This is a genomic window from Bacteroides timonensis (genome assembly GCF_000513195.1).
Lineage (GTDB): Bacteria > Bacteroidota > Bacteroidia > Bacteroidales > Bacteroidaceae > Bacteroides > Bacteroides timonensis.
Genome location: NZ_CBVI010000067.1, coordinates 1 through 24081 on the forward strand (window position 1 = coordinate 1; position 24081 = coordinate 24081).

General features: G+C 46.7%; 20 protein-coding genes and 2 pseudogenes. 6 read left to right on the top strand and 16 right to left on the bottom strand.

Features of this window, described 5'->3' with window-relative positions:
• Positions 1-261: 261 nt before the first annotated feature.
• The 5 genes and pseudogenes from BN161_RS13045 to BN161_RS13065 form a co-directional block, all read right to left on the bottom strand.
• A complete protein-coding gene (locus BN161_RS13045) occupies positions 262-1749 on the bottom strand; it encodes a Fic family protein (protein ID WP_044266895.1) in 1488 nt (495 codons plus the stop codon).
• Positions 1750-1931: 182 nt separating this feature from the next.
• Entirely contained in the window at positions 1932-2942 is a 1011-nt protein-coding gene (locus BN161_RS13050) for an amidohydrolase family protein (protein WP_044266898.1), read from the bottom strand.
• Position 2943: 1 nt separating this feature from the next.
• Complete coding sequence (locus tag BN161_RS13055; protein ID WP_074435140.1) at positions 2944-3426, bottom strand: flavodoxin; 483 nt, start codon at positions 3424-3426, stop codon at positions 2944-2946.
• 107 nt (positions 3427-3533) lie between these two features.
• Positions 3534-4016, bottom strand: a pseudogene (locus tag BN161_RS13060) (cupin domain-containing protein); the annotation flags it as partial.
• Positions 4017-4038: 22 nt separating this feature from the next.
• The gene (locus BN161_RS13065) at positions 4039-4983 is read right to left on the bottom strand and encodes an aldo/keto reductase (RefSeq protein WP_044266906.1); all 945 of its coding nucleotides are present in this window, start codon (positions 4981-4983) and stop codon (positions 4039-4041) included.
• Positions 4984-5151: 168 nt separating this feature from the next.
• Between BN161_RS13065 and BN161_RS13070 the strand changes: the two genes are divergently transcribed.
• A complete protein-coding gene (locus BN161_RS13070) occupies positions 5152-6045 on the top strand; it encodes a helix-turn-helix domain-containing protein (RefSeq protein ID WP_044266909.1) in 894 nt (297 codons plus the stop codon).
• Between the two features lie 116 nt (positions 6046-6161).
• Here the strand turns inward: BN161_RS13070 and BN161_RS13075 are convergent.
• A pseudogene (locus BN161_RS13075) lies at positions 6162-6377 on the bottom strand (carboxypeptidase-like regulatory domain-containing protein); the annotation flags it as partial.
• A 569-nt stretch (positions 6378-6946) separates the two neighbouring features.
• On the opposite strand from BN161_RS13075, the gene BN161_RS13080 reads away from it, so the two are divergent.
• The gene (locus tag BN161_RS13080; RefSeq protein ID WP_052356279.1) at positions 6947-7435 is read left to right on the top strand and encodes a pyridoxamine 5'-phosphate oxidase family protein; all 489 of its coding nucleotides are present in this window, start codon (positions 6947-6949) and stop codon (positions 7433-7435) included.
• A gap of 239 nt (positions 7436-7674) precedes the next feature.
• On the opposite strand, the gene BN161_RS30825 is transcribed toward BN161_RS13080, so the two are convergent.
• Positions 7675-7800 (bottom strand): hypothetical protein, encoded by a 126-nt coding sequence (locus BN161_RS30825; protein ID WP_262483913.1) that lies wholly within the window; start codon positions 7798-7800, stop codon positions 7675-7677.
• 99 nt (positions 7801-7899) lie between these two features.
• Between BN161_RS30825 and BN161_RS13085 the strand changes: the two genes are divergently transcribed.
• From BN161_RS13085 to BN161_RS13100, 4 genes are read left to right on the top strand one after another with little or no spacing between them, the layout of a single operon-like run.
• Entirely contained in the window at positions 7900-10926 is a 3027-nt protein-coding gene (locus tag BN161_RS13085) for a SusC/RagA family TonB-linked outer membrane protein (protein ID WP_262483914.1), read from the top strand.
• A gap of 19 nt (positions 10927-10945) precedes the next feature.
• The gene (locus BN161_RS13090; RefSeq protein WP_044266916.1) at positions 10946-12454 is read left to right on the top strand and encodes a SusD/RagB family nutrient-binding outer membrane lipoprotein; all 1509 of its coding nucleotides are present in this window, start codon (positions 10946-10948) and stop codon (positions 12452-12454) included.
• 35 nt (positions 12455-12489) lie between these two features.
• Positions 12490-13194 (top strand): BT_2262 family domain-containing protein, encoded by a 705-nt coding sequence (locus tag BN161_RS13095; RefSeq protein WP_167332537.1) that lies wholly within the window; start codon positions 12490-12492, stop codon positions 13192-13194.
• 5 nt (positions 13195-13199) lie between these two features.
• Positions 13200-13715: a lipid-binding protein gene (locus tag BN161_RS13100; protein ID WP_044266957.1), complete on the top strand. Its 516-nt coding sequence runs from the start codon at positions 13200-13202 to the stop codon at positions 13713-13715.
• A gap of 399 nt (positions 13716-14114) precedes the next feature.
• Here the strand turns inward: BN161_RS13100 and BN161_RS13105 are convergent, their stop codons facing one another.
• From BN161_RS13105 to BN161_RS13145, 9 genes are all read right to left on the bottom strand, one after another.
• Positions 14115-14912 (bottom strand): DUF4469 domain-containing protein, encoded by a 798-nt coding sequence (locus tag BN161_RS13105; RefSeq protein WP_052356280.1) that lies wholly within the window; start codon positions 14910-14912, stop codon positions 14115-14117.
• Between the two features lie 219 nt (positions 14913-15131).
• Positions 15132-16100: a DUF362 domain-containing protein gene (locus tag BN161_RS13110; protein WP_044266921.1), complete on the bottom strand. Its 969-nt coding sequence runs from the start codon at positions 16098-16100 to the stop codon at positions 15132-15134.
• Positions 16101-16114: 14 nt separating this feature from the next.
• On the bottom strand, positions 16115-18019 hold the full coding sequence (locus BN161_RS13115; protein WP_044266924.1) for a TonB-dependent receptor: 1905 nt from the start codon (positions 18017-18019) through the stop codon (positions 16115-16117).
• Between the two features lie 168 nt (positions 18020-18187).
• Positions 18188-19351 (bottom strand): iron-containing alcohol dehydrogenase, encoded by a 1164-nt coding sequence (locus BN161_RS13120; protein ID WP_044266927.1) that lies wholly within the window; start codon positions 19349-19351, stop codon positions 18188-18190.
• Between the two features lie 39 nt (positions 19352-19390).
• Positions 19391-20395: an alpha/beta hydrolase gene (locus BN161_RS13125; RefSeq protein ID WP_244436495.1), complete on the bottom strand. Its 1005-nt coding sequence runs from the start codon at positions 20393-20395 to the stop codon at positions 19391-19393.
• A 30-nt stretch (positions 20396-20425) separates the two neighbouring features.
• The gene (locus BN161_RS13130) at positions 20426-20992 is read right to left on the bottom strand and encodes a sugar O-acetyltransferase (RefSeq protein ID WP_044266929.1); all 567 of its coding nucleotides are present in this window, start codon (positions 20990-20992) and stop codon (positions 20426-20428) included.
• A 401-nt stretch (positions 20993-21393) separates the two neighbouring features.
• Positions 21394-21810, bottom strand: coding sequence for a C-GCAxxG-C-C family protein (locus tag BN161_RS13135; protein WP_044266963.1), 417 nt, complete (start codon positions 21808-21810; stop codon positions 21394-21396).
• Positions 21811-21957: 147 nt separating this feature from the next.
• Positions 21958-23181 carry a CotH kinase family protein gene (locus BN161_RS13140; RefSeq protein WP_167332538.1) on the bottom strand — a complete coding sequence of 408 codons (1224 nt, stop codon included), beginning with the start codon at positions 23179-23181 and terminating at the stop codon, positions 21958-21960.
• Positions 23182-23226: 45 nt separating this feature from the next.
• On the bottom strand, positions 23227-24063 hold the full coding sequence (locus tag BN161_RS13145; RefSeq protein WP_044266933.1) for a helix-turn-helix domain-containing protein: 837 nt from the start codon (positions 24061-24063) through the stop codon (positions 23227-23229).
• Between the last annotated feature and the right edge of the window lie 18 nt (positions 24064-24081).

Sequence of the window (24081 nt, forward strand, 5' to 3'; positions counted from 1 at the left end):
AGGGAGAATAGGGTGTTTCTCTTAGCTGCCGTTTGTCCGTTCATATCTTCTATCTTTCTTTAAAAGCTCGTCAAAAGTAAAGATAAAAATTCAGATTGCCGCACAAGCGGAACATCTTTTACGGGCAAAGGCGTAAAAATCTTCAATTTAGCGGAATCAGGAAGGAGGAAAATCAGAGCTATATCGTAGTTTCTTGTACACTTTCGAATAAAGAGTGCGGTTCCTTATCGCAGATTTCTTGCCTGTGTTTATCAAGTGCCATCATAATATTGTTCTGTCGATAATTTGTAATTTAGCCTGTGAAGGTTCATCATAGGCATTGCAAGTTGCAAGGTAATTTTTCAGCTCAGTAAAATCTGTACCATAGAGATTATCGCTGAACAGGTGTAATTTGGTCATAACATTGATATATGCCAACGGATCTTTATGGCGGGTAAGTTTACGCAACGCAAGAATATAATCTTCCCGAAACACAGTCGGAACGATGATTCTTGACTGGTCCGCACGGACAAATTCGGCATTCATCATCACACGGGCTATGCGGCCATTGCCATCATTGAATGGGTGTACCTCGCTAATCATGAACATCATGAATATAGCCTTTGCAAAAGGATCTGTAAGTGCCGAGTAATATTTGAATCCCTGCGACAAAGTGCCCTTTACTAACTGGAAATCGACAAATTCAGTCTGCCCGGCCCGGTTATTCCGCATCTTAAAGACACCGGGACTCATGTGTGGCCGCCCTTCAAGCAGCACAGTGTGCCTATGGCTCAATATGGAAAAAAGTTCATCCGGAGAAGTCGGGGTACGCATCATTTCAGCCCGGTTGGACAAAATCTTGAATGTGCCGAGAATATCATGCGAATCCTCATCACGTCTCGGCATCGGTATTCCTGAATCAACGATTTCTTTGGCTTCCTCAATATCAAATTCAGTTCCTTCTATGTAGTTTGAAAAATAACTTTCAAAGAATGAAAACAGGCGGAATGACTCTTCATCGGTATTCCGGTTGTTTCTGATGACAAAATACCTGTCTTTGATGGTGTCAAACAGGATTTCAAAGAGTTCCACCCGCTTTGCATCGAAAGGACTTCCGGTTGCACGAGCCTTTGCTGATTCCGTGGACAACACTTCCGCATCATGGGTTGACAACAATGCTGAGATTATGTTATTGATTTTAGCAAATTCATTAGTCATTCCCAATTCATTGGCCACTTCACGCAGTTCATCACGATATTCATTCAACCGGTCTTCACCGCCAGTTAGAAGCAGTTGTTCTAATTTTGTTTCAATAACTTCGATAGGAAGAACCCTTGATTCGTCTCCCGACTTCCGTGATACCTGCATATTCTCAAGCATATACCGAAATTCTCCGGATATGTGCATACCCATAAAAGGAATATCTTTGGCAATCGCTTGGGGACCCTTGGCAAAATTCAGAATGATGCCCGGCAAATCTGTGACACGACGGGTGGTAGAACTTGTCAAAAAGAAATCCCCGCTTGGGGTCGGGCGCATTTCTTTGGCACTCCTATGGCTGATTAAGGCATTGGGATAGCGATATGCCAGAATCTCCATGAGATTGCGGCGTACTATATTCTCCGGATTGTCTATAAGGTTACTGGTATATATACGGGGAGCTATTTTCCGTAGCTCTCCATTTTTCTCCTTGTTTGAAAGGACACGCGAAACATTCGGGTCAGATGAGCCGAATATGATTTCCTTTTGAGTATCTATTCTTATTGCCATACAAAAAACAACGATTAATGATGCGCAAAGGTACAATTTCTTGCGACTAAAACACTCATTCTGATAAAAAATTGAGTTTAATCATTGAATACCCGTGAAATTCCCGACATTGCACCTGCGGCAAACAGAGCGGAAGCAGATACTGATTTTATAAAATTCCTGCGATCCATAATGGTACGGTTTTAATCTTTTTGTTTGAACAGCCTCCGCGCATTGCCGCCCAGCATCCCCTCGGCATACGGCATCAGTTCCGCATCCTGATGCAGATAGCCTTTGATGCGTTTCAACACTCCGACCAACGCCGCATTGGGCACAAAGCCATAGTCGGAACCATACATCACGTGGTCGGGCGTGGTAATGGTGAGCAGCATTTTCAGCATATCGGGCGTGGGGCCGCCTGCCAAGTCATAATAGAGATTAGCCAAATTCCGGTCAACATCCACCTGACGCATCAGCCCTTGCTTGACGAGCAACGGTTGCGCAGCCCGAAGCCTCGGCAAGGCGATGGGCAGGAACGAACCACTGTGCGGCACCACGAACTTGATGTCGGGATAGCGCACCATGACGTTGTTTTCTATCATGTTGATTACCGCACGGGTGGTTTCCGCCGGATATTCATAGACGAAAATCGGTCCTCCGGTGAAAGTGTTTTCGGGACGTTGTGCCGGAGTATGCGGATGCAGAATGACTACTGCCTTGCGTGCATTCAGCACCTCCATCAGCGGATCCAGAGCCTTGTCGCCCAAATATTGTCCGCGACTGTTGGTAGCCAGTTTGATGCCGTCCGCATGAAGGGTATCAAGGGCATAGACGGCTTCGCGGATAGCAACCTGCACATCAGGCAGCGGCAACGAAGCGCAGAACAGGAACTTGCCCGGATATTCCGCCTTTGCACGGGCGGCTTCCTCATTGATGGAGCGGATGCAACGACGGCTTTCTTCCGCATCGCCGAAATAAGGTTGCGGAGAGGGCATGGAGAGCACGGCACAGTCAATGCCTGCCTCCTGCATGAAAGCCAGATGCTTTTCCACACTCCACTCCGGAAGCGGATAGCCGTCTTCCAACTCCGCGCCATGCTGCCGGAGCAGTTGCATATAACTGTCCGTCACGATATGCGAGTGTACGTCCATCACCTTTTGCGCCATAGCGTTTGTGACAAAGAACCATGCCATGATTATGAATCCGTATTTCATGTTATTTGATTTTAGTGAGCCATTCGGCAAGTGAACTCTTATCGACGCGTCCGTTCAGTAATTTTCCGGTTTTCCATTCCATTTGCGGATATGCCTTGCGCAATGCTTTCTCACTGTTCGTCAGACTGCTGCCTCCGGAAGTGGCAAAGGGAACAACCGACTTGCCTTTGAAGTCGTAGCTTTCCAAGAATGTATTGATAATGGTAGGCGCAAGATCCCACCAAATGGGGAATCCTACAAAAACAGTCTCATACTGCCCCATGCCTGCAACCTTTGAGGCTATTGCCGGACGCGAAGACTTGTCTTTCATCTCCACCGAACTGCGGCTGTTCTTATTGTTCCAGTTCAAATCCGCAGAAGTATAAGGCTTCGCCGGTTGGATTTCATAGAGGTCGGCATCCATGGCTTGCGCCAGTTTTTGCGCCGCACTTTTCGTTGTACCAGTACAAGAAAAGTAAGCTACCAAAATCTTCTTTGCATTCACGTTTTTCTTGTTTTGTGCCGTTGCTCCCATCGTACAGACAAGAGCAAGTAGGGCTAATAATAATTTCTTCATATCTTTCCGCTTCTCGTTATTAGTGGTTATTTATTCTTCGTTGCTTCGGCGTACTCCTTGTCTGTAACGGGATTCAACCAAGCATTCTTATTCGTCTGCGGATTACATTCCACAGCCAAGTGGGAAAACCATGAATCGGGAGCTGCGCCATGCCAATGTTCTACACCTGGTGCTATTTCCACCACATCACCCGGGTTCAGTCGGCGAGCCGGCTTCCCTTTCTCCTGATAATAACCTACACCGCCTACGGCTATAAGAATCTGCCCTCCGGTGTGACTGTGCCAACTGTTGCGGCAACCCGGTTCGAAGGTGACATTATAGACAGGTACATTCAGGTTCTTGTTGGAGGTCAACGGAGCAAGCCATGACTTGCCCGTGAAATGTTGCTGGAATCCTACGTTTTCATTGCCGGTAGGAAATGCGCTGATGGTCGGTACTTCGTTTTTCATGTTCTGGGCGTTAAGACTGATGCCCACCGAAAAGGCAGCTATCAGCAGGAATAATGTTTTCTTCTTCATACATTCTTTAATTAAGGGTGAATTATATCATGGGATGTTCCCAAGACCCTTTGGTATCTACACCGGTCTTTGCAGCCAAGTTTTCCAAGAGAGCCATTTCCTCGCCCGTCAGGCTGATAGAGGCGGCTGCCACCGTTTCGGCGATGTATTTCGTCTTGGTCACACCGATGATGGGCAACGTGTGTTTGGCAATGGCCCATGCTATCGCTATCTGCGAAATCGTGGCTTTACGCCTTTCAGCCATCAGCCTCATAGCTGCGAGCAATAAGTCCACTTGCGGCAATATCTTGTTGTAGGTTTCGCCACGTCCGCTGCCTTGCGGCAAAGGATTGCCAGAATTGTATTTGCCCGTCAGCACGCCCTGCTCCAGCACCATGTAGGCGAAGAACACTATATCATTCTCCTTGCAGTAATCGAGGATTCCGGCTTCTTCCGATGACCGGTAAAGCAAGCTGAAATGATTCTGAACAGCAGAAACCTTAAACCCTTCGACCCCGAGAATCTCATTGGCACGTTTCAGCTCCGCAAGGTTATGATTGGATACACCCACGCTCTTTACTTTGCCGGTTTTCAAGAGAGTAATCAGTTCGGGAGTCCACCGCTCCACATCAGCAGGATTGTGAATCCAGTAAATGTCTATGTAATCCGTACCGAAACGCTTTAGTGATGCGTCGCACATCTGCTCCATAGAGTCACCGTACATTCCGGCTATCTGCGGAGTAAATTTAGTGGAGATAATCACCTCTTCACGGTTGTACTGTTTTGTGAAAGTGCCGAGAATTTCTTCCGATGCACCCATACCGTAAACGGTGGCTGTGTCCCACAGATTCAGACCATTCTTCATAGCCTCTTCAAACACGGGTTTCAAGTCTTCTGCCTCAAGATGATTCCCGAATACTTGGTCGCCACCGGCGGCACCCGTGCCCCACGACCATGTTCCTAATGCAATAGTTGGATACTTTTTCATTGTGATTTACCATATTATTTTTGATATTGCAAAATTAGGAGGTTTCAATCACTTGACTGCTATACCAATTACTGAACGATTGACCATTTTTACGGATTATTACCTCTGACATATTATATTCATAATAAATCCATTACCTTTGCCACAGAAACCAATTGGAGATAAAAAATGGAAGAGATTATAAGGATTGATACGATTCACCAATATAATGAATATATGGGAGTGGAGACGTTGCATCCACTAGTCAGCGTGGTAAATATGTCGGAATGCACGCCACGGGAATTTCACCGCATCAACTACGGGCTGTATTGCATCTTTCTGAAAAACGTGGCATGCGGTCCGTTGCGCTACGGCATCAACTACTACGACTATCAAGACGGGACAATTGTGGCAGTGGCCCCGGGACAGATTTTCGGAGTGGAAAGCAACGAACCTATCCAGCCCAAAGGATGGGCGTTGGTTTTTCATCCGGACTTACTCTATGGAACAGAATTGGGACGTACCTTGAAAGACTATACATTTTTCTCGTATGATGCCAATGAAGCCCTCCATATATCCGAGAAAGAGCGTGAAATCATTGAACAATGCTTCAACAATATTCTTATCGAGCTGAACAGGGAAATAGACGCGCACACCAACAGTCTTGTAGCCCGGAGCATAGGCATGCTGCTGGACTATTGCATGCGCTTTTATGACCGGCAGTTCATCACCCGGCATAGAGCGAACAGTGATATTTTGAGCCGTTTTGAGAATGTGCTCACCGACTACCTGCTTTCCGATCGTCCCCGCCAATTGGGTTTGCCTACCGTGTCTTATTGCGCAGATAAAGTTTTCCTATCGCCCAATTATTTCGGAGACTTAATAAAAAAAGAGACTGGAAAGACGGCACAAGAATACATTCAACTGAAAATAATAGACCGGGCTAAACAATTATTGGCGGAAGGCATACTGTCTGTTAATGAAATCGCTGAAGAACTGGGCTTTAAATATTCTACTCACTTCACCCGACTGTTTAAGAAAAGTGTCGGTATTTCTCCAACGGAATATCGGTTGAGCTGTTAGACAAGAAAATTATTTGTGTTAAAACACTCCATATACGGGCATTACCCTCTGCGACATGTCTGTAGCAGGGTATTTTTCTTATTAAAGAGAAAATAAATTCATCTCTAATTCCGCCAAGTTCTGGCTGTACTTGGTACACCGGAGATTGAGAACTTGCCATCAATATCAGTTACAGTTCCCAAAGAGGTGCCTTGCACTAATACTGATGCCCCTACAACAGGCTCTCCATCTTCCTCGGAAGTCACAACCCCCGAAACGGTAGATGTCTGAGCTGTTACAAAACCTATACTCATACAGAGACAGGTCAACAACAACATTAATTTTCTTTTCATAAATTCTCTCTTAAAATTAACCTATTAAAACTTGTTTCATTTCTAACACGCTGCAAAGGTATTTAACTTATTTAAATATCAAAAAGAAAAAGAGACAAATATATCTTACTTCTTTCCTTTTTAACGTTTTAATGTCTTTTGGATAGTTATTCGTTGTCATATAAATCATTTTATCGCATTTATATAGTAAACTATAAGATTATTGTACTTTCTCATTCTGCCGATAAAACAAAGCATTTCATAGATATTTTCTAGAAATACTGTATCAATATGTTATTCTACAGCCACATATTTTTACAATTATTATAAACCTGATGGCCGAAATATACTTGCACTGCCTACAAGTTCTGCCCACACGGAAATGCTCTCAGGTGAGGGTGACGGGTAGCAAAAGAGTAACACAACTACGTGCTTGCTCCAGGTTGTCATGGAGAAGTAACTAAGAAGACCGGGTAAAGATAATAAAAGGAGGAAAAAGCGAAAAATCATCTCTTTTCGGGAAATTGTAATATTTCTGACAGAAAAAGACCAAAAGAATATTTTTCTTTGCACTCCAAAACAGACTATATATGATATACAATAATGAAAGTGTCAGACGACAAGACCGCTTGCTGGAAGAAGCAAATGCATATACCTTGTTGAAAGATGGCGAATATGGGGTTCTCTCGTTACAAGAAGAAAGCGGCAAGGGAGCTTACGGCATTCCCGTCAATTTCGTTTGGGATGGAGAGAACTTCATCTACATACATTGTGCCCCCGAAGGGCATAAGCTTCGTTGCATCTCCAGGTGTCCTGAAGTATCATTCTGCGTTGTAGGGCAGACAAATGTGGTGGCTAACAAATTCACCACCGGTTATGAAAGCCTCGTGCTAACCTGCCACGCCCAAACCGGACTCTCTGCCGAAGAGCGCATGCACGCATTGAAACTGATTTTGCAAAAGTACTCGCCTAATGACCTGACGGTGGGGAACAAGTATGCCGAGAAATCTTTTCACCGTACGGAAGTCATCCGTTTACAGATAACGAGCTTTACGGGGAAGTGCAAGCGGGTACATTGATCATATCATAAGAAACAACAAGGACACTTCAAATATAAAGAACTGTTCCGCCAGCTGTTTCTTGCCAAAATAGGCATTTTACGGCAGTAAACGAATACCCTCCCAATCTTTTCCCCCACGAGAGAGGGCTTTGGGAGAAGCTTCTAATCATAAACTTCCATACCCTTTTGCGTAAATGTGATAATAGTCAAGACACTCGAATCAGCCTTTCTAATGAAACGAAGTTCCGCAAATCGGGGCTATGTATCAGGGTTCTTCTCCACGTTCACCGAAAATTCATAATGAGCGGCGGCACGTGTCTCTGTGTCCTGTCCCTCCGTCAGCCAGCCGGCAGTTCTCTGAATGGAGAACTTGTCACGTTCCATGTTGGTATAGAACAGATTTTCAGAGCAGCATTAAAGTCTTATATAGTGACAGAAATTCATCCTACTAAGGTATAAACCGATTTTTGAAACAGTACCAATATATCAAGTACAGCCAGTACTATGCGTGTTTCGTTCGTAGGAATGCAACAGCAAGAAGTTCCGATTAAGCAGGGCTTGATAAAAATCACTTTGAAGTCGGATGCCGAATTGCTGGACGAGGTAGTCGTGACGGCAATGGGTATTTCGCGTTCAGAAAAGACATTGGGATATTCCGCCACTACGGTGAAGAGTGACGAGATTATCAGTGCACGTACAACGAACGTTGCCAATGCACTTTCCGGCAAGGTGGCCGGCCTCCAGGTAAGTTCCACTTCATCTGATCCGGGTGCGGTAAGCAATATCGTTATCCGTGGTTTCAGTTCCATCAATGGTGACAACCAGCCGCTGTATGTAGTGGACGGAGTACCTTTGCAGAACAATATGTTCTCCGGTTCCGGCAAGAATGTGGCGACGGGCGGCATTGGCAATGTATCTTCGGAAGACATAGAGTCCATGACCGTGTTGAAAGGTGCCGCCGCCACCGCATTGTATGGTAGCCGTGCCGCCAACGGTGTCATCATCATTACCACAAAAACCGGCAAGAAGGGAGACGGCCGCAATTTTTCCATCAGCTATAATGGAAGCTTGCAGGCACGCCAAGTCTCTCTGTTGCCCGAAATGCAGAACGAGTTCGGACAAGGATGGAACGGTGGCCAGACATTCATCGAGAATGGTTCCTGGGGGCCTGCCCTTGACGGATCCATGCAAGTATATGGTCCTATCTGGAACCATCAGCAACTCATCCACGAGTATAGCGCCAAGAAAGACAATGTGAAAGATTTCTTTGATTTGGGCTGGTCTCAAAACCACAGCATTGCGCTGAGCGGCGTTTCCAGTGACAGCAAGATGAACTACTATCTTTCTTATTCTTACTCTGATGATGACGGTATCATGCCGAAAGACTATGATACCTTTGAACGTAACACCGTCGCTTTCCGTGGCAGTTATGATGCTGCCGAGTGGCTGAAGGTATCTTCTTCTCTTAACTTTGCACGCACGGCTACCGATGCCGTCGGCAGCTTTCAGGGAACTTCCGTCATCGACGGTGTATTTGAAATGCCGCGTGACATTTCCATTGTAGATATGAAGGATACCAGTTCGCCTTTCAATACTCCGGAAGCCTATTTCACTCCTTATGGTGTCACCAACCCTTATTGGGCGTTGGAGAACAACTACAACCATACGGCCTCCAAGCAGATTTATGGTAAGGTTCAGGCGGACATCAAACCTATCAAGGAATTGACGCTTTCTTACCGTATGGGATTTGACTACACGGACTATGACGTAAAGATTGGTTCTCCGCAGATTGCACTGGATGATGCCTTGATTGACGAGGATTATGGCTATGCACCTTCCAACATGAACCAGAGTGGATATGTATATGCACGTTATGGACGCCATTTGGAATTGAACCATGATTTCCTTGCCAACTATGCCGATAAGTTCCTAAATGATAAGCTCGATGTGAACGTGAATGCCGGTATCAACATGAACGAGCGCTCTTTTACCAGAATGACCGGACAGACGGATGATTTGACTTTCCATACCGGATTCTGGGATTTGAGCAACGGTGCCACGAAAACTACCCTTGGAGAAAACCAAAACAAGCGCCGCTTGGTGGGTCTCTTTGGAGATATTACTCTGGGCTGGGACGATATGGTTTATTTGAACCTGACTGCCCGTAACGACTGGTCTTCCACATTGCCCATCGACAAGAATAGTTTCTTCTATCCGGGCGCTACATTAAGCTGGATTTTCACAAGGCTTATTCCAGAAAACAAAGTGCTCAGTTTCGGTAAGTTGCGTCTGGCATACGGTAAAACGGGTAATGATGCTGACCCTTATCAGACAGGAGTCACCTACATTCAAGGTACAGCAAATGGCTATTATGGAAGTGGTGTAGCACAATTCCCGATGAATGGCGCAAATGCATTCCAGGCTTCCAACACGAAGGGCAGTTCTACGCTGAAACCGGAAATGACATCTGAATTTGAAGTCGGCTTGAACCTGCAGTTCTTCAACGGTCGCTTGGGGCTTGACGCCTCCTACTATAACCGTACTACAAACGACCAGATATTTACATTACCGGTTGACCCTTCAACGGGTTATAGCTACATGGTGACCAACTTCGGTAAAGTTCGCAACAGTGGCGTTGAGCTGGTATTGAATACGGTACCTGTCCAGACAAAAGACTTTCGCTGGAATTTAGACTTCAACTTTGCCAAGAACGACAATAAAGTCATAGAATTGCCCGAAAGCCTGGAGGGCGGCAGGGTTTCTATCTATAATTTTTCTGCAGGAAACGATGCAATCTATATGTATGCGGAAGAAGGCAAGGCGATGGGACAGTTCTATACTTATCTGCCCAAATATACGGAAGATGGACAGCCCATTGTGGATGCCAACGGTCAACCGGTATTGGGTACTGCGGTTGAAGATACCGGAAAGAATATGAACAACGACTGGACTGCCGGTGTAAACACGGCCTTTACCTACAAAGGCTTCACACTAAGTGCCGCGCTCGATATCCGCAAAGGCGGTTACATGTTCTCACGCACCAAGAACCTGATGCAGTTTACCGGCAACGGAATCGCCACCACTTACAACGGTCGCCGTCCGTTCGTCATTCCCAATTCCGTGGTGGACAATGGAGACGGCACTTATTCGGAGAACACTACACCTATCTACCAGTATAACGGCAGCTATCAGACTTACTTCAACGACTATGGATACGGTGCCGGTGGCGAAGCTTACTTGATTGACCGTTCTTTCGTTAAGTTGCGCAACATCAGCCTGACTTGGGATGTACCCAAGACTTGGGTACGTGCCATGTCATTGAGCGGTTTGGCACTGACCGTGTTCTGCAATAACGTATTCACATGGACGGCTTCGGACAATAATTTTGTCGATCCTGAATCAACCACCGTTTCCCAGGCTACTTACGGTGATTTGGCTACTCAGTTCGGTGAACTTTACACCAACCCGTCTTGCCGTACATTCGGATGCAGCCTTAGCGTTAAATTCTAAAAAACAGGAGAAATCAGATATGAAAAGAATATTGCTTATATCAACTATTACATTGAGTGTAGCTTTTGCTTCCTGCGACAGTTACTTAGACATCAATGAAGACCCGAACTCGCCTTCGGCAGACAACATCGAGACCGGTATGCTGATGCCGGCCATCGAAATGAACGTGGCAGCAAGCTACGGTGACTTCCTGCGCATTGCCGGCGGTTATCATGCACAGCAGTATGCCCAGCTGAACGGCACGAGCAATTATGTGGACTATTCACAGTTCAACATGTCCGCCACCCGCAGTAGCGGCACTTATACACAGTTCAACCAGAAGGCGCTGCTGAACCTGAAAACAGTGCGTGAGAAGTCGGAAGCAGCTGAAGATTGGGGGACTTATCTGGCTGCCACTATCTTGCGTGCTTTTGTTTATGAAGCTTTGGTGGACTGCTACGGTGAGGTGCCTTATACGGAAGCTCTCAATCCTGATAACCTTGCTCCGAAATATGATGATGGACAAGCGGTTTATGAAGGGGTAATTGCCGAGATAGATGCGGCCCTTGCCAACGTGTCAAGTTCAAGTCCGGTTTGTACCAACTTCCTTTATCCGTCTGCCACGGCAAGCCAATGGATACGGTTTGCCAATGCCCTGAAGCTGAAAATGCTGATGCGTATGGCTGACGTAAGGAATGTACAAACTGAAGTTGCCGCTTTGATTGCCGACAATAATTTCCCCACGGCTGACGTAAGCTATGTGGACTGCTGGAGTAATGAACCCGGACAGATGAATCCCTTCTACTCAGAGGAATTCAGTTCTGCTTGGGGATCTACCCAGACAAACGTTGCCGCCAATCTGGCCATCATCGGAACCATGCAGGTAAAAGATGCCGAGGACAACATCGTATATCAGGATCCGCGCCTCGCCGCATTCTTTGCACCGAACAGTACGGGAGCCTATATCGGCGGTATTTCCGGTACAAACTACCCCGGATCTACGAGCAGGTTGCAAGACTGGTGTCGTCCGGTAGTAAACTATAATTCTCCTGTTTGCCTGATATCAGTGGCCGAAGTAGAGTTCTTCATTGCTGAATACTATGCACGCTATGGAACGGAAACCGAGGCCGCCGCGCACTATGCCGCAGCAGTGGAAGCTTCGTTTGCATCGGCAGGTGTCAGTGGCGCCGCTGAATATGTAACCCGCTATCCCTACGACCACAGCAACTACAAGCAAAGCATCGGTCTTGCCAAATGGGTGGCACTGTCCGGTATCAACACCTTTGAGGCATGGTGCGAGATGCGCCGTCTGGACTATCCGACTTTTGGGACAGCCAAAGGCAGCGATTTCTATTCTGTGGGCGACGAAAACTCCTACAATGTATCGACGTATGTGCCCGGAACACTTTATACCCCTATTCAGGTATTCGGACAAGTGGGTGACAACAAGCTGCTGGAGCGTTATCCGTATGCAGAAAGCTCTTCTGCCCGTAACCCCAATACACCGGCATTTCCGGGTTATACGTCACCCGTATTTTGGGGCAAGTAATCTATCATTTCAATATGCATAAATTGAACAGAACAATGAAAAGTAAACTAATATATTTAATGATGATCGCGATGGTTGTTGTTTCGATGGCCGGTTGCGATGATGAAAGTACGGCAGGCATGACCCGCATCACGTACTATCCCGAACTGACGCTGGAAGGCGCGACGACTCTTTATCTGGATAAAGGGAATACTTTTGCCGACCCAGGATATACTGCCACACTGAATGGAGAGGATGTGACGGATGATGTAAAGGTGACATCCAATGTAAATACCGCCAACTCGGGCGTATATTCTATCAGCTATTCCATTACAAATGCTGACGGTTTTGCGTCCACCGCTTCACGCACAGTTATCGTTACTGATCCGACAGATGCAGTAGAAGGCGTTTATGACGTAGATCCGACAAGTTTTCGACTTCGTGCCGGTGCCCAAGTGGCATACGGAGGCAGTTATACTGTCTTGATATTGAACAAGGGTGACGGCACTTATAGCATTGACGACCTGCTGGCCGGATGGTATTGTGTACGTGCGAACTATGGCACAAGATATGCCATGCAGGGCACAATTACCGTTTCCGATGGTGTGGTGTCTTTAGTAAACAGCTATATAGACGGTTGGGGCGACTCCGCCACCAGCCTGACCGACGGAACATTTGACGCGGCTACCGGAACGATGGTCTACAACCTTGAGTACACTGATACTCCGATGAATTTTTATGTAACAATGTATAAGAGATAATGAGTATGAAAAGAGCAATATATGTATTGATGATGGTCGCAGGCCTTGCATTGACTTCCTGCGAAAAGGACGAGGTGGGTGGCACTGCCACTCAATCCTTGGCCGGAGAATGGGTAGTGACGGTAGATGCCGTGGATGCAAACGGAGAAACCGTGATTGAGGATCCCTTTGGCAGTGGGCATATTATGATGAACACCTATAATACGGCAGCCAATACGGCAACGGAAATGTGGGTGGATGATTTGACTAACTTCTGGGAGTTTAAGGTAAAAGTGAAAGCCGACACCCAAACATTGACTTTCGCCACTGAAGGTGCTGCACAGAATGCGGTTTATGACTGCAAGGTGACGATTGACGGAGGAAAAGTCTTGCTGAAAGCCGCCACTACCCCAAGTGGTATGCCGGCTGACAGCATTGTCTTCTACGTAGGTTTTGACGACGATGATAATCCCGCTGCATACGGATATGCCAAATACAAAGTGTCCGGCTACCGCTATACCGGTCTTGCCGCTGACAACTGATGAACTTGGACTTTCCCGGAGGATTTCTCTCCCCAATGAATAAGATGAAAGATTATAATAACAAATGCTCACTTTTGCACACATCATCTGTCTGAAGTTGAGATTTGCAATCAGTTTCTTACTCTAATTAAGAAACAACGCGGGACACCTTCGTGAGAAGTTGTCCCGTTTTCGTGTCATATAGTCCCTGATAATAGGTACGCCATCCGTAACAGGCTTGATACGGCACCCGTATTAGGCTTGATACGGCATCCGTATTAGACTTGATACGGCACCCGTATAAGACTTAATACGACACCCGTATAAATGCGAATACGGTAGGCGTATCAAAAGTGAATGCGCCTGCCGTACATCATGATGGGATGGAATGCCCCGTCTCGGCCTCTGTCCCTTGCTTGTTTATCCCAGCGGATTTTCTTCCAGGCCACCGTCCGGACCACCCGAAGTTCCGCCACCGCCTGCGGGAGCCGTACCGATGTAGATGGTCTTCTCCACCGAGCGCGGAGACTTCAACTGTTGCTTGCTATTGCCGCCATACTGCGTGGTGAGCTTCAACGTATAAGTGCCGTTGCCGAGGTTGGCGGGAATGATGAAAGTGACCTTCGACGGGTCGTTCATCACATAGAGATCGTCCGTAATCTTAGTGACGGTGCCGCCGGCGGACGTCAGCGTGATGCCTACCGCGGCATCCGTACCGGCTACCCTGATTTTGCTGCCCGTCAGCGTGAAGGCGCGCCCGGCAGTGGCGCTTGCATCCTGCGCACGGGTGGAAGCATCCGTCACGCCGCCGATATAGATGGCCGAGCCTTTCTCACCGATGATGTTGACGGTGGTGCGCTTGATGGCCTCGCGCAGTTCGGCACCCATCTGGAAGTTCACCGCGATGGAGTTCTTCTGCGGATTCCACTGCGAGTTCTCGATGACACCGTGGAAGACGGTGCTGGCATACGTGATGCCGTCGTTCACGTTGATGCCGCTCAGCAGCAGGCGTTTCACCACGCGGTTGCGCAGGGCAAAGACGTGCTGGATGGTTTCTTCGCGAAGACCGGAGTCTTCGGCTTTCATTTCGGCGATGATACGCGCTTCGTCGGCGGTGCCGTTGGAGACGGGGACGAGGATCATGTCTTCCTTGTTATCCACCGTAACAGCGTTGTCGGCCAACTGGCCGTTCATCTGATACTTGATTTCTTCTGCCATTGTTTTTGGTATTGATGTAAATGAATAAAAAGCCCTGCGCTTCTCCTCTCGCTGTCGGCAGGCAATGCCGACGGATGAAGAAGGCAGGGCGGTTAATTATTTTACGAAGGTAGGTGAATAGTGAAGTACTACGGGTATGTATTAGGGTAAAAAAAGTACAAATCCTACCTGCACATCAATTTCACAGCAAGAAGCCGGTAGCTTCCGGATATCCTCGTATCACTTATCCAACTTAACCAGTTCATATTTCTGGCTGCCAAGTCCCAGTTGCTCCGCATATTCCAGATTGTGCATTCCGTTGCGTGAGTCAATACGCTCGATAAGATGAATCTTTCCGTGATCCTCCGAATTGCGTACCATGTCGATGCATGCACGGTCCAAAGCAACCGGATCGAGAGAGGCCAGGATACCGATGTCACCCATCTTCGGATCTTCCGGTTTGGCTACGCAATCACAGTCAACGGACAGATTGTTGGCTACACTGATATACAGAATCTTATCCCCAGCATGGTCGATGATGGCTTTGGAAGCCTCCGCCATCGCTTCCTGGAAAATATCCTGATGAGGAAGATCATTCCATACATCCTTTTGGCTCAGAGTCTTTCCGGCAGAGTGAATCAACGCTTTTCCACGAGAGGAAGCAATGCCGATGGAAATATTCTTCAGCGCGCCGCCAAAGCCCGCCATAGGATGGCCTTTGAAATGCGACAATACCACTGTGAAGTCATAGTTCAAGAAGTTCTTTCCAACCAGATCTTCTTTCAGGTGCTTTCCACCCTTCACCGGCAGGGATACATCGCCGTCCACATCCATGATGTCCACCGGAGCAATGGCTGTAAAGCCGTGTTCCTCGGCAGCTTTCAGATTGTCTTTAGCATTGGTGCGTCCACCACCATAAGCCGTATTGCACTCTACGATAGTACCGTTCACTTTCTTGACCAACGCTCTAATAAGATTCGGATCAAGATGGTAGTTATTACCCGGCTCGCCCGTAGAAAGCTTGACGGCAACCTTGCCTTCAGCCTTGCGTCCAAGCGCTTCATAAATCTTCACCAAGTTCTCCGATGAGATTTCCTTGAAGAAATACACCTTAGGCAATTCCGCCTTTTCCGTTTGCTGCGCATTAGCACAATGTGTTCCTGCCAGCATACAAGCACATGCAGAAAGCGTCATAATCATCTTTTTCATTCTTCGTTATTCATTTAGAAATTAATATTCAGTCCTGCCATCACCGTAGCACGAGGCATCGGGTATCCGGCATTGATTTCATACTTTTGTGCAAGCAGGTTCTCTCCGCGCAACCACACGGCGACTCCTTTGGCTGCCCGATACGAGCCACGGATATTCCACAAGGTGAAGTTCTCTTTCACTTCAGGCGAGGTGGAAGTGTAAAGTCCCGCAAGGTGCTGCACACCGGTCGATAGCGACCAACGCCCCTGCGTGTAATTCACCCCGGCATAAAGTTTCTGTTCAGGCGCGGCAACCACCGGATTCTCCATGTGCAGGAAACTGTAATTGGCATCGACAGACCATGCCACGTTGATGCGGTAAGCTGTTTGCAGTTCAAATCCCGAATGGTAGATTTTACCGGAGTTCTGGTTCAGCCGTCCGCTGCCATTGGGGTTGGGCAAGGTCAGAATTAAGTTCTCACCGTCTATATAGAAAACGTTGATGCCGTATGACAACCGCCCGTCCAATAAGCGCTGCGACAAAGCCAGTTCATAATTCCACATACGTTCCGGAGCAAGGTCGGGATTCTGCGGAGGAAACATATACATCTCCCTGATAGTGGGATAACGGAACCCCTTACTTACAGAAGCCTTCAGTTCCATGGCACCCGGCAGGTGAAACGAAAGGCCGGCTTGCGGAACCCACTCCGTACCGATGCGCGAATGATGGTCGATACGTACCCCGGCATCGAATGTCAGCCAAGCGCCTACATCCTGACGGAAATCAACATATCCGGCTACTTCATTCTCGGCCTTATCCACAATATCGGAACGTTTTCCGTCCAGATATTTATTCCAGGCCTCGCCTCCGAAACGAAAGTAATCCGCACCCACCGTCAGCCGGTTGCCCTCAAAGAGCCGGGCACTCTGATACCACGATACCCCCATCATATTATCAAGCGAATTGAAACGATAGTCCAATGGTTCCTCCCCTTTCTTCGGATTGTAGCCGTCGTTTATCCAGTGCTTTCCCCAATTGTAGAAGAAACTCAGTGCGCCGGATGTCCGGTCGGAGTGGTTTTCGAGTGCAAAAGAGGTCATACCCCGCGTCACACGCTGGTCGGCATCCAGCAAAGGAGCAGTTACCGCGCCGGGTTGGGAAGCATTGAAATGCGTCAGGTTTATATCTGCCCGTACATTCCATACCTCTGAAAAATCATAGCCTAATTTGGCATAACCTCCGTACTGTTCGAAGTTCGTATCATGGCGGTGCCCGTCAGTACGATTGTACGAACCGCTGACAACGCTTGAGAAGCGTCCTTTACGAATGCGGTTCGTCACCTCTGTTTCCAACGTGTTGTAAGAACCGTAACCGATATTGACTCCGGTTTTTATACCGTCTTCCTGCATCCGGCGGGTAACGATGTTGATGACACCACCCATCGCATTCGAGCCGTAAAGCATGGAAGCAGGCCCCCGTAACACCTCCACACGCTCAGCCATCAACGACTGATAAGCGTCTGAAATAGGATGCCCGAACATGCCCATGTATTGCGGATGTCCGTCAATGAGGGCCATAAGCCGTCCGGAACCGCCACTGAGCCCACGCAACGAAATGCCTCCCGCCGCACCTCCTGAAACTCCATATCCCAGTACACCGCGGGCGGTAGTAAACAAACCGGGTATCTGTTCGGTAAGGATAGGCAACAGCGCAGGCTGATGGGCCTGTTCTATTCTTGCCCGGTTTATGACTGAAACAGTCTGTGACAAATGACGGACATCCGTCTCGTTACGAGTACCCGTAACGACCACTTCATCCAGTGAATAAGCCCTCTGAGGCGGAAGCGTATCTGAAACGATCTCCCGCATGTTGCCTGCGGCTATTCTCTGCGCCCTGCATATAACAGTAGAGAAGAGACCGACAGCGATTGCTGCCATAACAATAAATTGATTTCTCATCCTTTTTCTTTCTGATAGTTGATAGTCCCGTTTTCTCTTGTCGCTGACTTGTGTTTCTCTTGTCGCTGACTCGACATCGCCTTGTCGCTGACTCGGCACAGACTTGTCGAAGACGCGGGAAAACGGGTATGCCCGATATATCCTGAATTATTTAAACGAACGCTCGTAGATTCCTAAATAGTCTTCATCACTCAAAGGTAGCGGATCCGCTGTCAAATCACCACCCAAAACTTCATGGATATGCTTTGGCCAAGCCTTGATTTCCTCTTTTGTAATCCCCGCTTCGCTCATCTTCAAGTCCCTGCAGCCCACAGCCTCAATAAGGCTGTCAAGTGCCCGGATAAAGTCTTTTCCATCTTGAGGGTTTTCCACTCCCATCGCACGGGCCATTTTCTTCATAGGCTCTTCGGCTGCCTGCCGTTCAGCGAAGAAGTTGAAGTATTCATGGCTTATCATAATCAACCCCGCACCGTGCGCCAGCCCTTCATGATACGAACCCATCACATGCTCCATGGTGTGCTGCGAAGTGCAGAGCATATAGTAACCTGCCAGAGAGTTGGCAAGAGCCATATTGGCACGGGCTTCTTTATTGGCACCGTCCTGGCAGGCAACAGGCAGGTCCTTTGCAATCAGTTCTATCGCTTTCAATGCAAACATCTCACCCATCGGATGCTCTTTAGTGTTGATAACACTCTCGGCTGCATGAAAAAACGCATCCATCCCTTGATAGGCAGTGAACACGGGAGGAACACTCATCATCAAGTCCGAATCGACTACCGAGATTGTCGGAAACATGGAAATGTCGAACACGCCAGTCTTCTCCTTCAGTTCGTCATTGGAAATCACAGAGAACATATCCACTTCCGAGCCTGTCCCTGCACTGGTGGTAATGGCAACCAGCGGAGCGCCCGGATTCCTGAACGGCTGATGACCGCCCTTTGCCGAAAAGGCATAATCCCAAAGATCACCGTCATTCACCATCATCAGAGCGATGCATTTGCTTGCATCCATCACCGAACCGCCACCAAGGGCTACAACAAAGTCGCAACCATTCTCTTTAGCCATCCTTGCGCCGTCCATCACATTGTCCTTTGTAGGATTCGGGCGGATTTCATCAAAGAGTACGTGCTCCACATTCGCTTGATCAAGTTCATTCCTTACTGCCGCCAGATAACCGTATTTCTTGGTGCTTTGCCCGTTGGACGTTACGATCAGCGCCTTTTTGCCCGGCATCTGTTCCAAATGCAAGTTCTTTAACTGCCCTGCCCCGAAGAACACCTTCGTAGGCATATAAAATTGAAAATTGTACATGATATAATGTTTTAATTGGTTATTCAAATGAGTTTCAAATCATAAATTATCGGGTACAGAAAGCAACCTGTTATAAATCAACTGCCTCTCGTAGACATGCTTCCCCCTGAAATAATCGGAAAAGAACAAAAGTTGGAAACCGATGGAATTGCTCCAATAGTCATTATTATGAATGCCCGGACGCGCAATGTAATCATGCTTGATATTACGATTGACCATTTCCTGATGTAATCTCTCATTCGCAGAATAAAAGAAATCTTCAGTTCCACAATCCAGTATAATGGACAAGCCCGCCCCTATCAAATGTAACTGATTGATAATACAATGCTCTTTCCACAAATCGCTATTCTCTTTGTATGCACCAAGCACCTTTTTAAGTTCCCATTTATCCGGAAACGGACAGATATCCACTCCGCCACTTGTAGCCCCACATGCTCCAAATACATTCTGATGGTGGATGGCCAGCCACATGGCTCCATAGCCTCCCATGCTAAAACCCGTAATAGCCCGTCCTTTATTCTCCCTTCTGGTCTTGTAGTGGTTGTCTATATACTCTACCAGCTCTTCAGCCACATACGTTTCAAACTTTGATTCCGGATTTATTGGACTGTCCAGATACCAGGAAGCCTCTCCGTCGGGGCAAACGATAATCAACTCATACCGAGTGGCAAGTTCCGGCAATTCTGGATTTATTTTAAGCCATGCTTTATAATCCTCACTATATCCATGAAGCAGATATACCACCGGTAAACCGTTCCCCCCATTGTAACCGGCAGGAAGAATAACTATATTTTTTATATCTTTATTCATCGACCGGCTGCGAACAGTTATCGTGTCAATAGTCTGAGCTTGCAGCCATCCAAGGCTAAGAAACAAAACAAAGAATGTAAACGAGATCCTCCGCAGATCATTATATTTCCTGACTAAATAGCTCATGTTAGCAACATGGTTGTATTGATTCGTCAAATCAAATGTTCTTCGATATGCCTCCATCATTTTGCTGTCAAAAATGTATGGAGTTCCATCTTCAAGTCTATTACTCATAACGTAATTATAATACCTTGCTCTATAAAATTAATGCACCTCATTATCTATATATCTGATAACTCTTGCCGGATTACCTACCGCAACGGCATTGGCCGGAATATCATGTGTTACGACCGAGCCCGCACCGATAACGGCATTATCGCCTATAGTAACTCCCATCACGACCACCGAATTGCCGCCAATCCATACACTGTTACCGATAGTAATTGGCCGGGCAATACCAAGCAGTTGTTGCCGTCCTGCCGCTTCCATCGGGTGCGCCACAGCAAAAAGCCCCACATTCGGCCCTATCCACACATTATTACCGATGGTCACCGGTGCCATATCAAGAATCGTCACGTTATAGTTGGTCAGAAAACCATCACCCACGTGGATGTTCACACCCAAGTCACAAAGGAATCCGGGCTTAATACTCAAGTCCTTCCCTGCCGAACCGAACAATTCCCGTAGCACCTTGTCGCGTGCTTCAGTTTCGGTTACAGGCATTGCATTAAACTGTTGGCAAAGCGTAACGGCACGGGTGTGTATCTCGGCTATTTCACTATCGCCCATACGGTAACAGTTACCGTTCTTTAATTTTTCAATTTCTTTCATATTCCTATTTTGTTATTATCTACGGCAAAGGTACGGAGATAGAGGAAGCTCATGTTTTTCCCAAAAGTCATTTCCGACTTTTCCGAAACGTCATTCCATTTGCTCTGTCAAATAACACCGTCCTCATTTACCAATGAAGGGAACATGCGGGTAAAACATTATCAATGCTCTCTAATAATTGCGTTTAAACGCTATATGGTCATACGAGAAGAATCAAAGTATCATTCAATAACCACAAGCCTGCCATGCTTTTCCTAAATAAAAGGAAAGTTTAAGCCAAATCTTTCCTTTTATTTAGGAAACCTTTCACTTAACTTATGTCAGCACAAGGAAGAATGATAAGTAAAAGAGAAAATTTCATGTCCGGTTACATTCTAATATCCAAGTCAAAGTTCCCAATTCTATATCAAAGCCTTTTCCCTTTGCAGTAACTCCGCAACTTTTGTAGCAACGCAGATACAACAATTGGTGCACTCTGTGAATCCATACCGATAAACGATATTACCACAGATCACCGTTCCGTGCTTTTGTTTGAAATGGTCAAATAATTCTTTAGATAACGCAATGGCCTTTGCATTATCTTCGGGCAAACACATCCCAAGTGCCATAATACCTGCCGAGAAAGCACCACATGAACCTTCGTTGTACGAGCAACCCACGCCGCCACGAAAGCCTGCAGACAGAGCCATCAGTTCTTTATCACTGCGCTCGCAACCTATAGCCCGGCATATACCGACAAAAGTTGCTTGCGAACAAGAATATTTCTGGTCACGCAACGTTCTAACTTCCATCCTGACTTTCGTTATCAATTCACTCATTCCATCTGTAATATTATAAAATAAAAAAGCACCACCGGATTCTGTCCGATGATGCAAAGGTAAACCAGCATATAGGAACGCTGTTTTTTCAAAACGTCATTTTACACTTTTCCGAAACGTTATTTTATCCCCTTCCTTGAAAGACCCTTATTCAGCCAAAAGCTTGTTCAAACTCTCTATCCGGTACAGATAGACCTGTTTCAAATTCGAAACGGATAAATGAAAACTTGTAAAGGTGTCAAATCGTGCCGGATCCTGCCCCTGCCACAAATGTTCATCCGCAAGGGCCGATTTCCCGATAAGTGCCTCCCCCCGGTCAATGTCATCGGCCAAAGCCCTGAATCGGGGCTCCAATTCACGCCATCTCGCCTTCACCCGTTTCAAAAATTGAGAGTCCTGCAAAAGGCGATCATACCAAAGTGCCCGCCGGTTATAAATACTATCTCCGGTCAGCAGCACAACGTCCTTCCGGTTAAACCGAGAAGGACGTATATCACCGCCTTTATCCAAGCCAACGGATATAAAAGCCAGATCGAAATCCCATACGGGTCCCGCCTTCAGTAAACCATCCTTATCCTTGTGCATATAACAGCTTCTCGGGCCGTTGGGCTCCGCATTTTGTGTAAGTTCATGCACCAGCCACCAATCGACAAACGTGTCCAAATCCAAATATTTCTGGTAAAGCAAAGTCAAATCTGACAGCTCCTCACTATATAGAAGTTGCTCTATTTCATTCATATAATTCTCGATGAATGCCATCTGCCGTGAAGAAGGCTCCTCAGGTGATTTCACATTTACCGACAGATGCCTGAACTGGGTATCGATACGATATTTTTCATTCGGGTAATTATCCGCTTCTATCAGGAATCCGTCTTCTTTGTCAATATCTACCCACTCCTCGCCGATGCGTATCTGTTCACAAAGCAAATAACATCCCTGCAACTCTCCATTGACCACCACATCCACGAACCGGCTATCAGGTGTCCAATCCAGACAAGTCTGCTTGGCTATGTTTAGTGCCAAGCTGTTGCGGAGAAGACTATGATCCATAAAATTTGCCAGCAGCACCCATCGCCTGTTTTCAGTCATTCCCAGTAGTCCGCTTTTCTCTTCCAGCCTGATGGCAAAAGGTTTTTTCGGCTTGGTGAATGTAGAATGTCCCCTTGCCTTCACAGCCGCCTTGGAAGACTCATATACGGCACTGCCATCGGGCATGATAATGCGCAATGAACTGTTCTCCAACCAATAATCCCGCGATGTAATAGCCGTACTGTCCGCCGTGGTAATATAAATGATAGGTATGTCCGAAGCCCCAACTTGGGATATGCCTATAAATAGAGTAAAAGTGAAAACAAAAAATATCTTCTTCATAAATATATAATTCATTGTTTTTCTGGACTCTTATAGTTCTCCTTATTATACAGCACGAGTAGGTATGACTGAAGGTGGAAAACCGAACTCTTTCTTAAAGGCAGTAGAAAAGTGCGACAAATTCTTGAAACCTACCTCCAAATAGACATCGGCAGGTTTCCGCCCCAGCCTGTCCATCATATCCATCGCTTCCTCCAACCGCCGTTTCACAATCCAGCGGCTTGGAGTCATGTGAAACACTTGCGCAAAGTCTTTTTTGAATGCCGAAAGACTGCGGCCGGTATAATGGGCAAATTCCTCAACAGAAAGATCGCTTTTGTAGTTCTTGTTCATAAAATCCTCTAAATTGATTTTCCATGGTTCAGCAAAATCAAACAGCACGGAACCCAGTTCCGGCTTGAGTTGCAGAAGCGTAAAAACAGCCTCCTTCAACTTAGCCTCCATTAATTCCTTCGACGGATATTGCTGTGCGTCGAAATATTGTTCCAAAGAAGTGAAAAGACCGTTCAGAAAAGGATGCTTCTCCAGCATCACGTAAGTCGATCTTGCTATTGCAGGATTATTCACCAATGGTACAGTTATCTGATATTCATTCAGAAGCTGTTTCAAAAAAGGCGTCTTCAATTGCAGGAATAATCCTTTGAAAGGTTCCCCGTTCTTCGACGGTTGTTTGATTTTACGCACCATGTGGTTACGCTTGATAAAAAAGGCATCCCCTTTCTTCAGATGGTGCTTTTTCTCAGGTGTGACTAAGTCCATCTCTCCCGAACAAAGATAAACCAACATGTGTTCCGACACCATTTCTTCACACCACTTGTCTTTCTCCACCATGCAGCAGAAGAAGGTATCCATATAATCGTAAACTACTATACCCGGTTCCATATATTTCTACTATTTAAT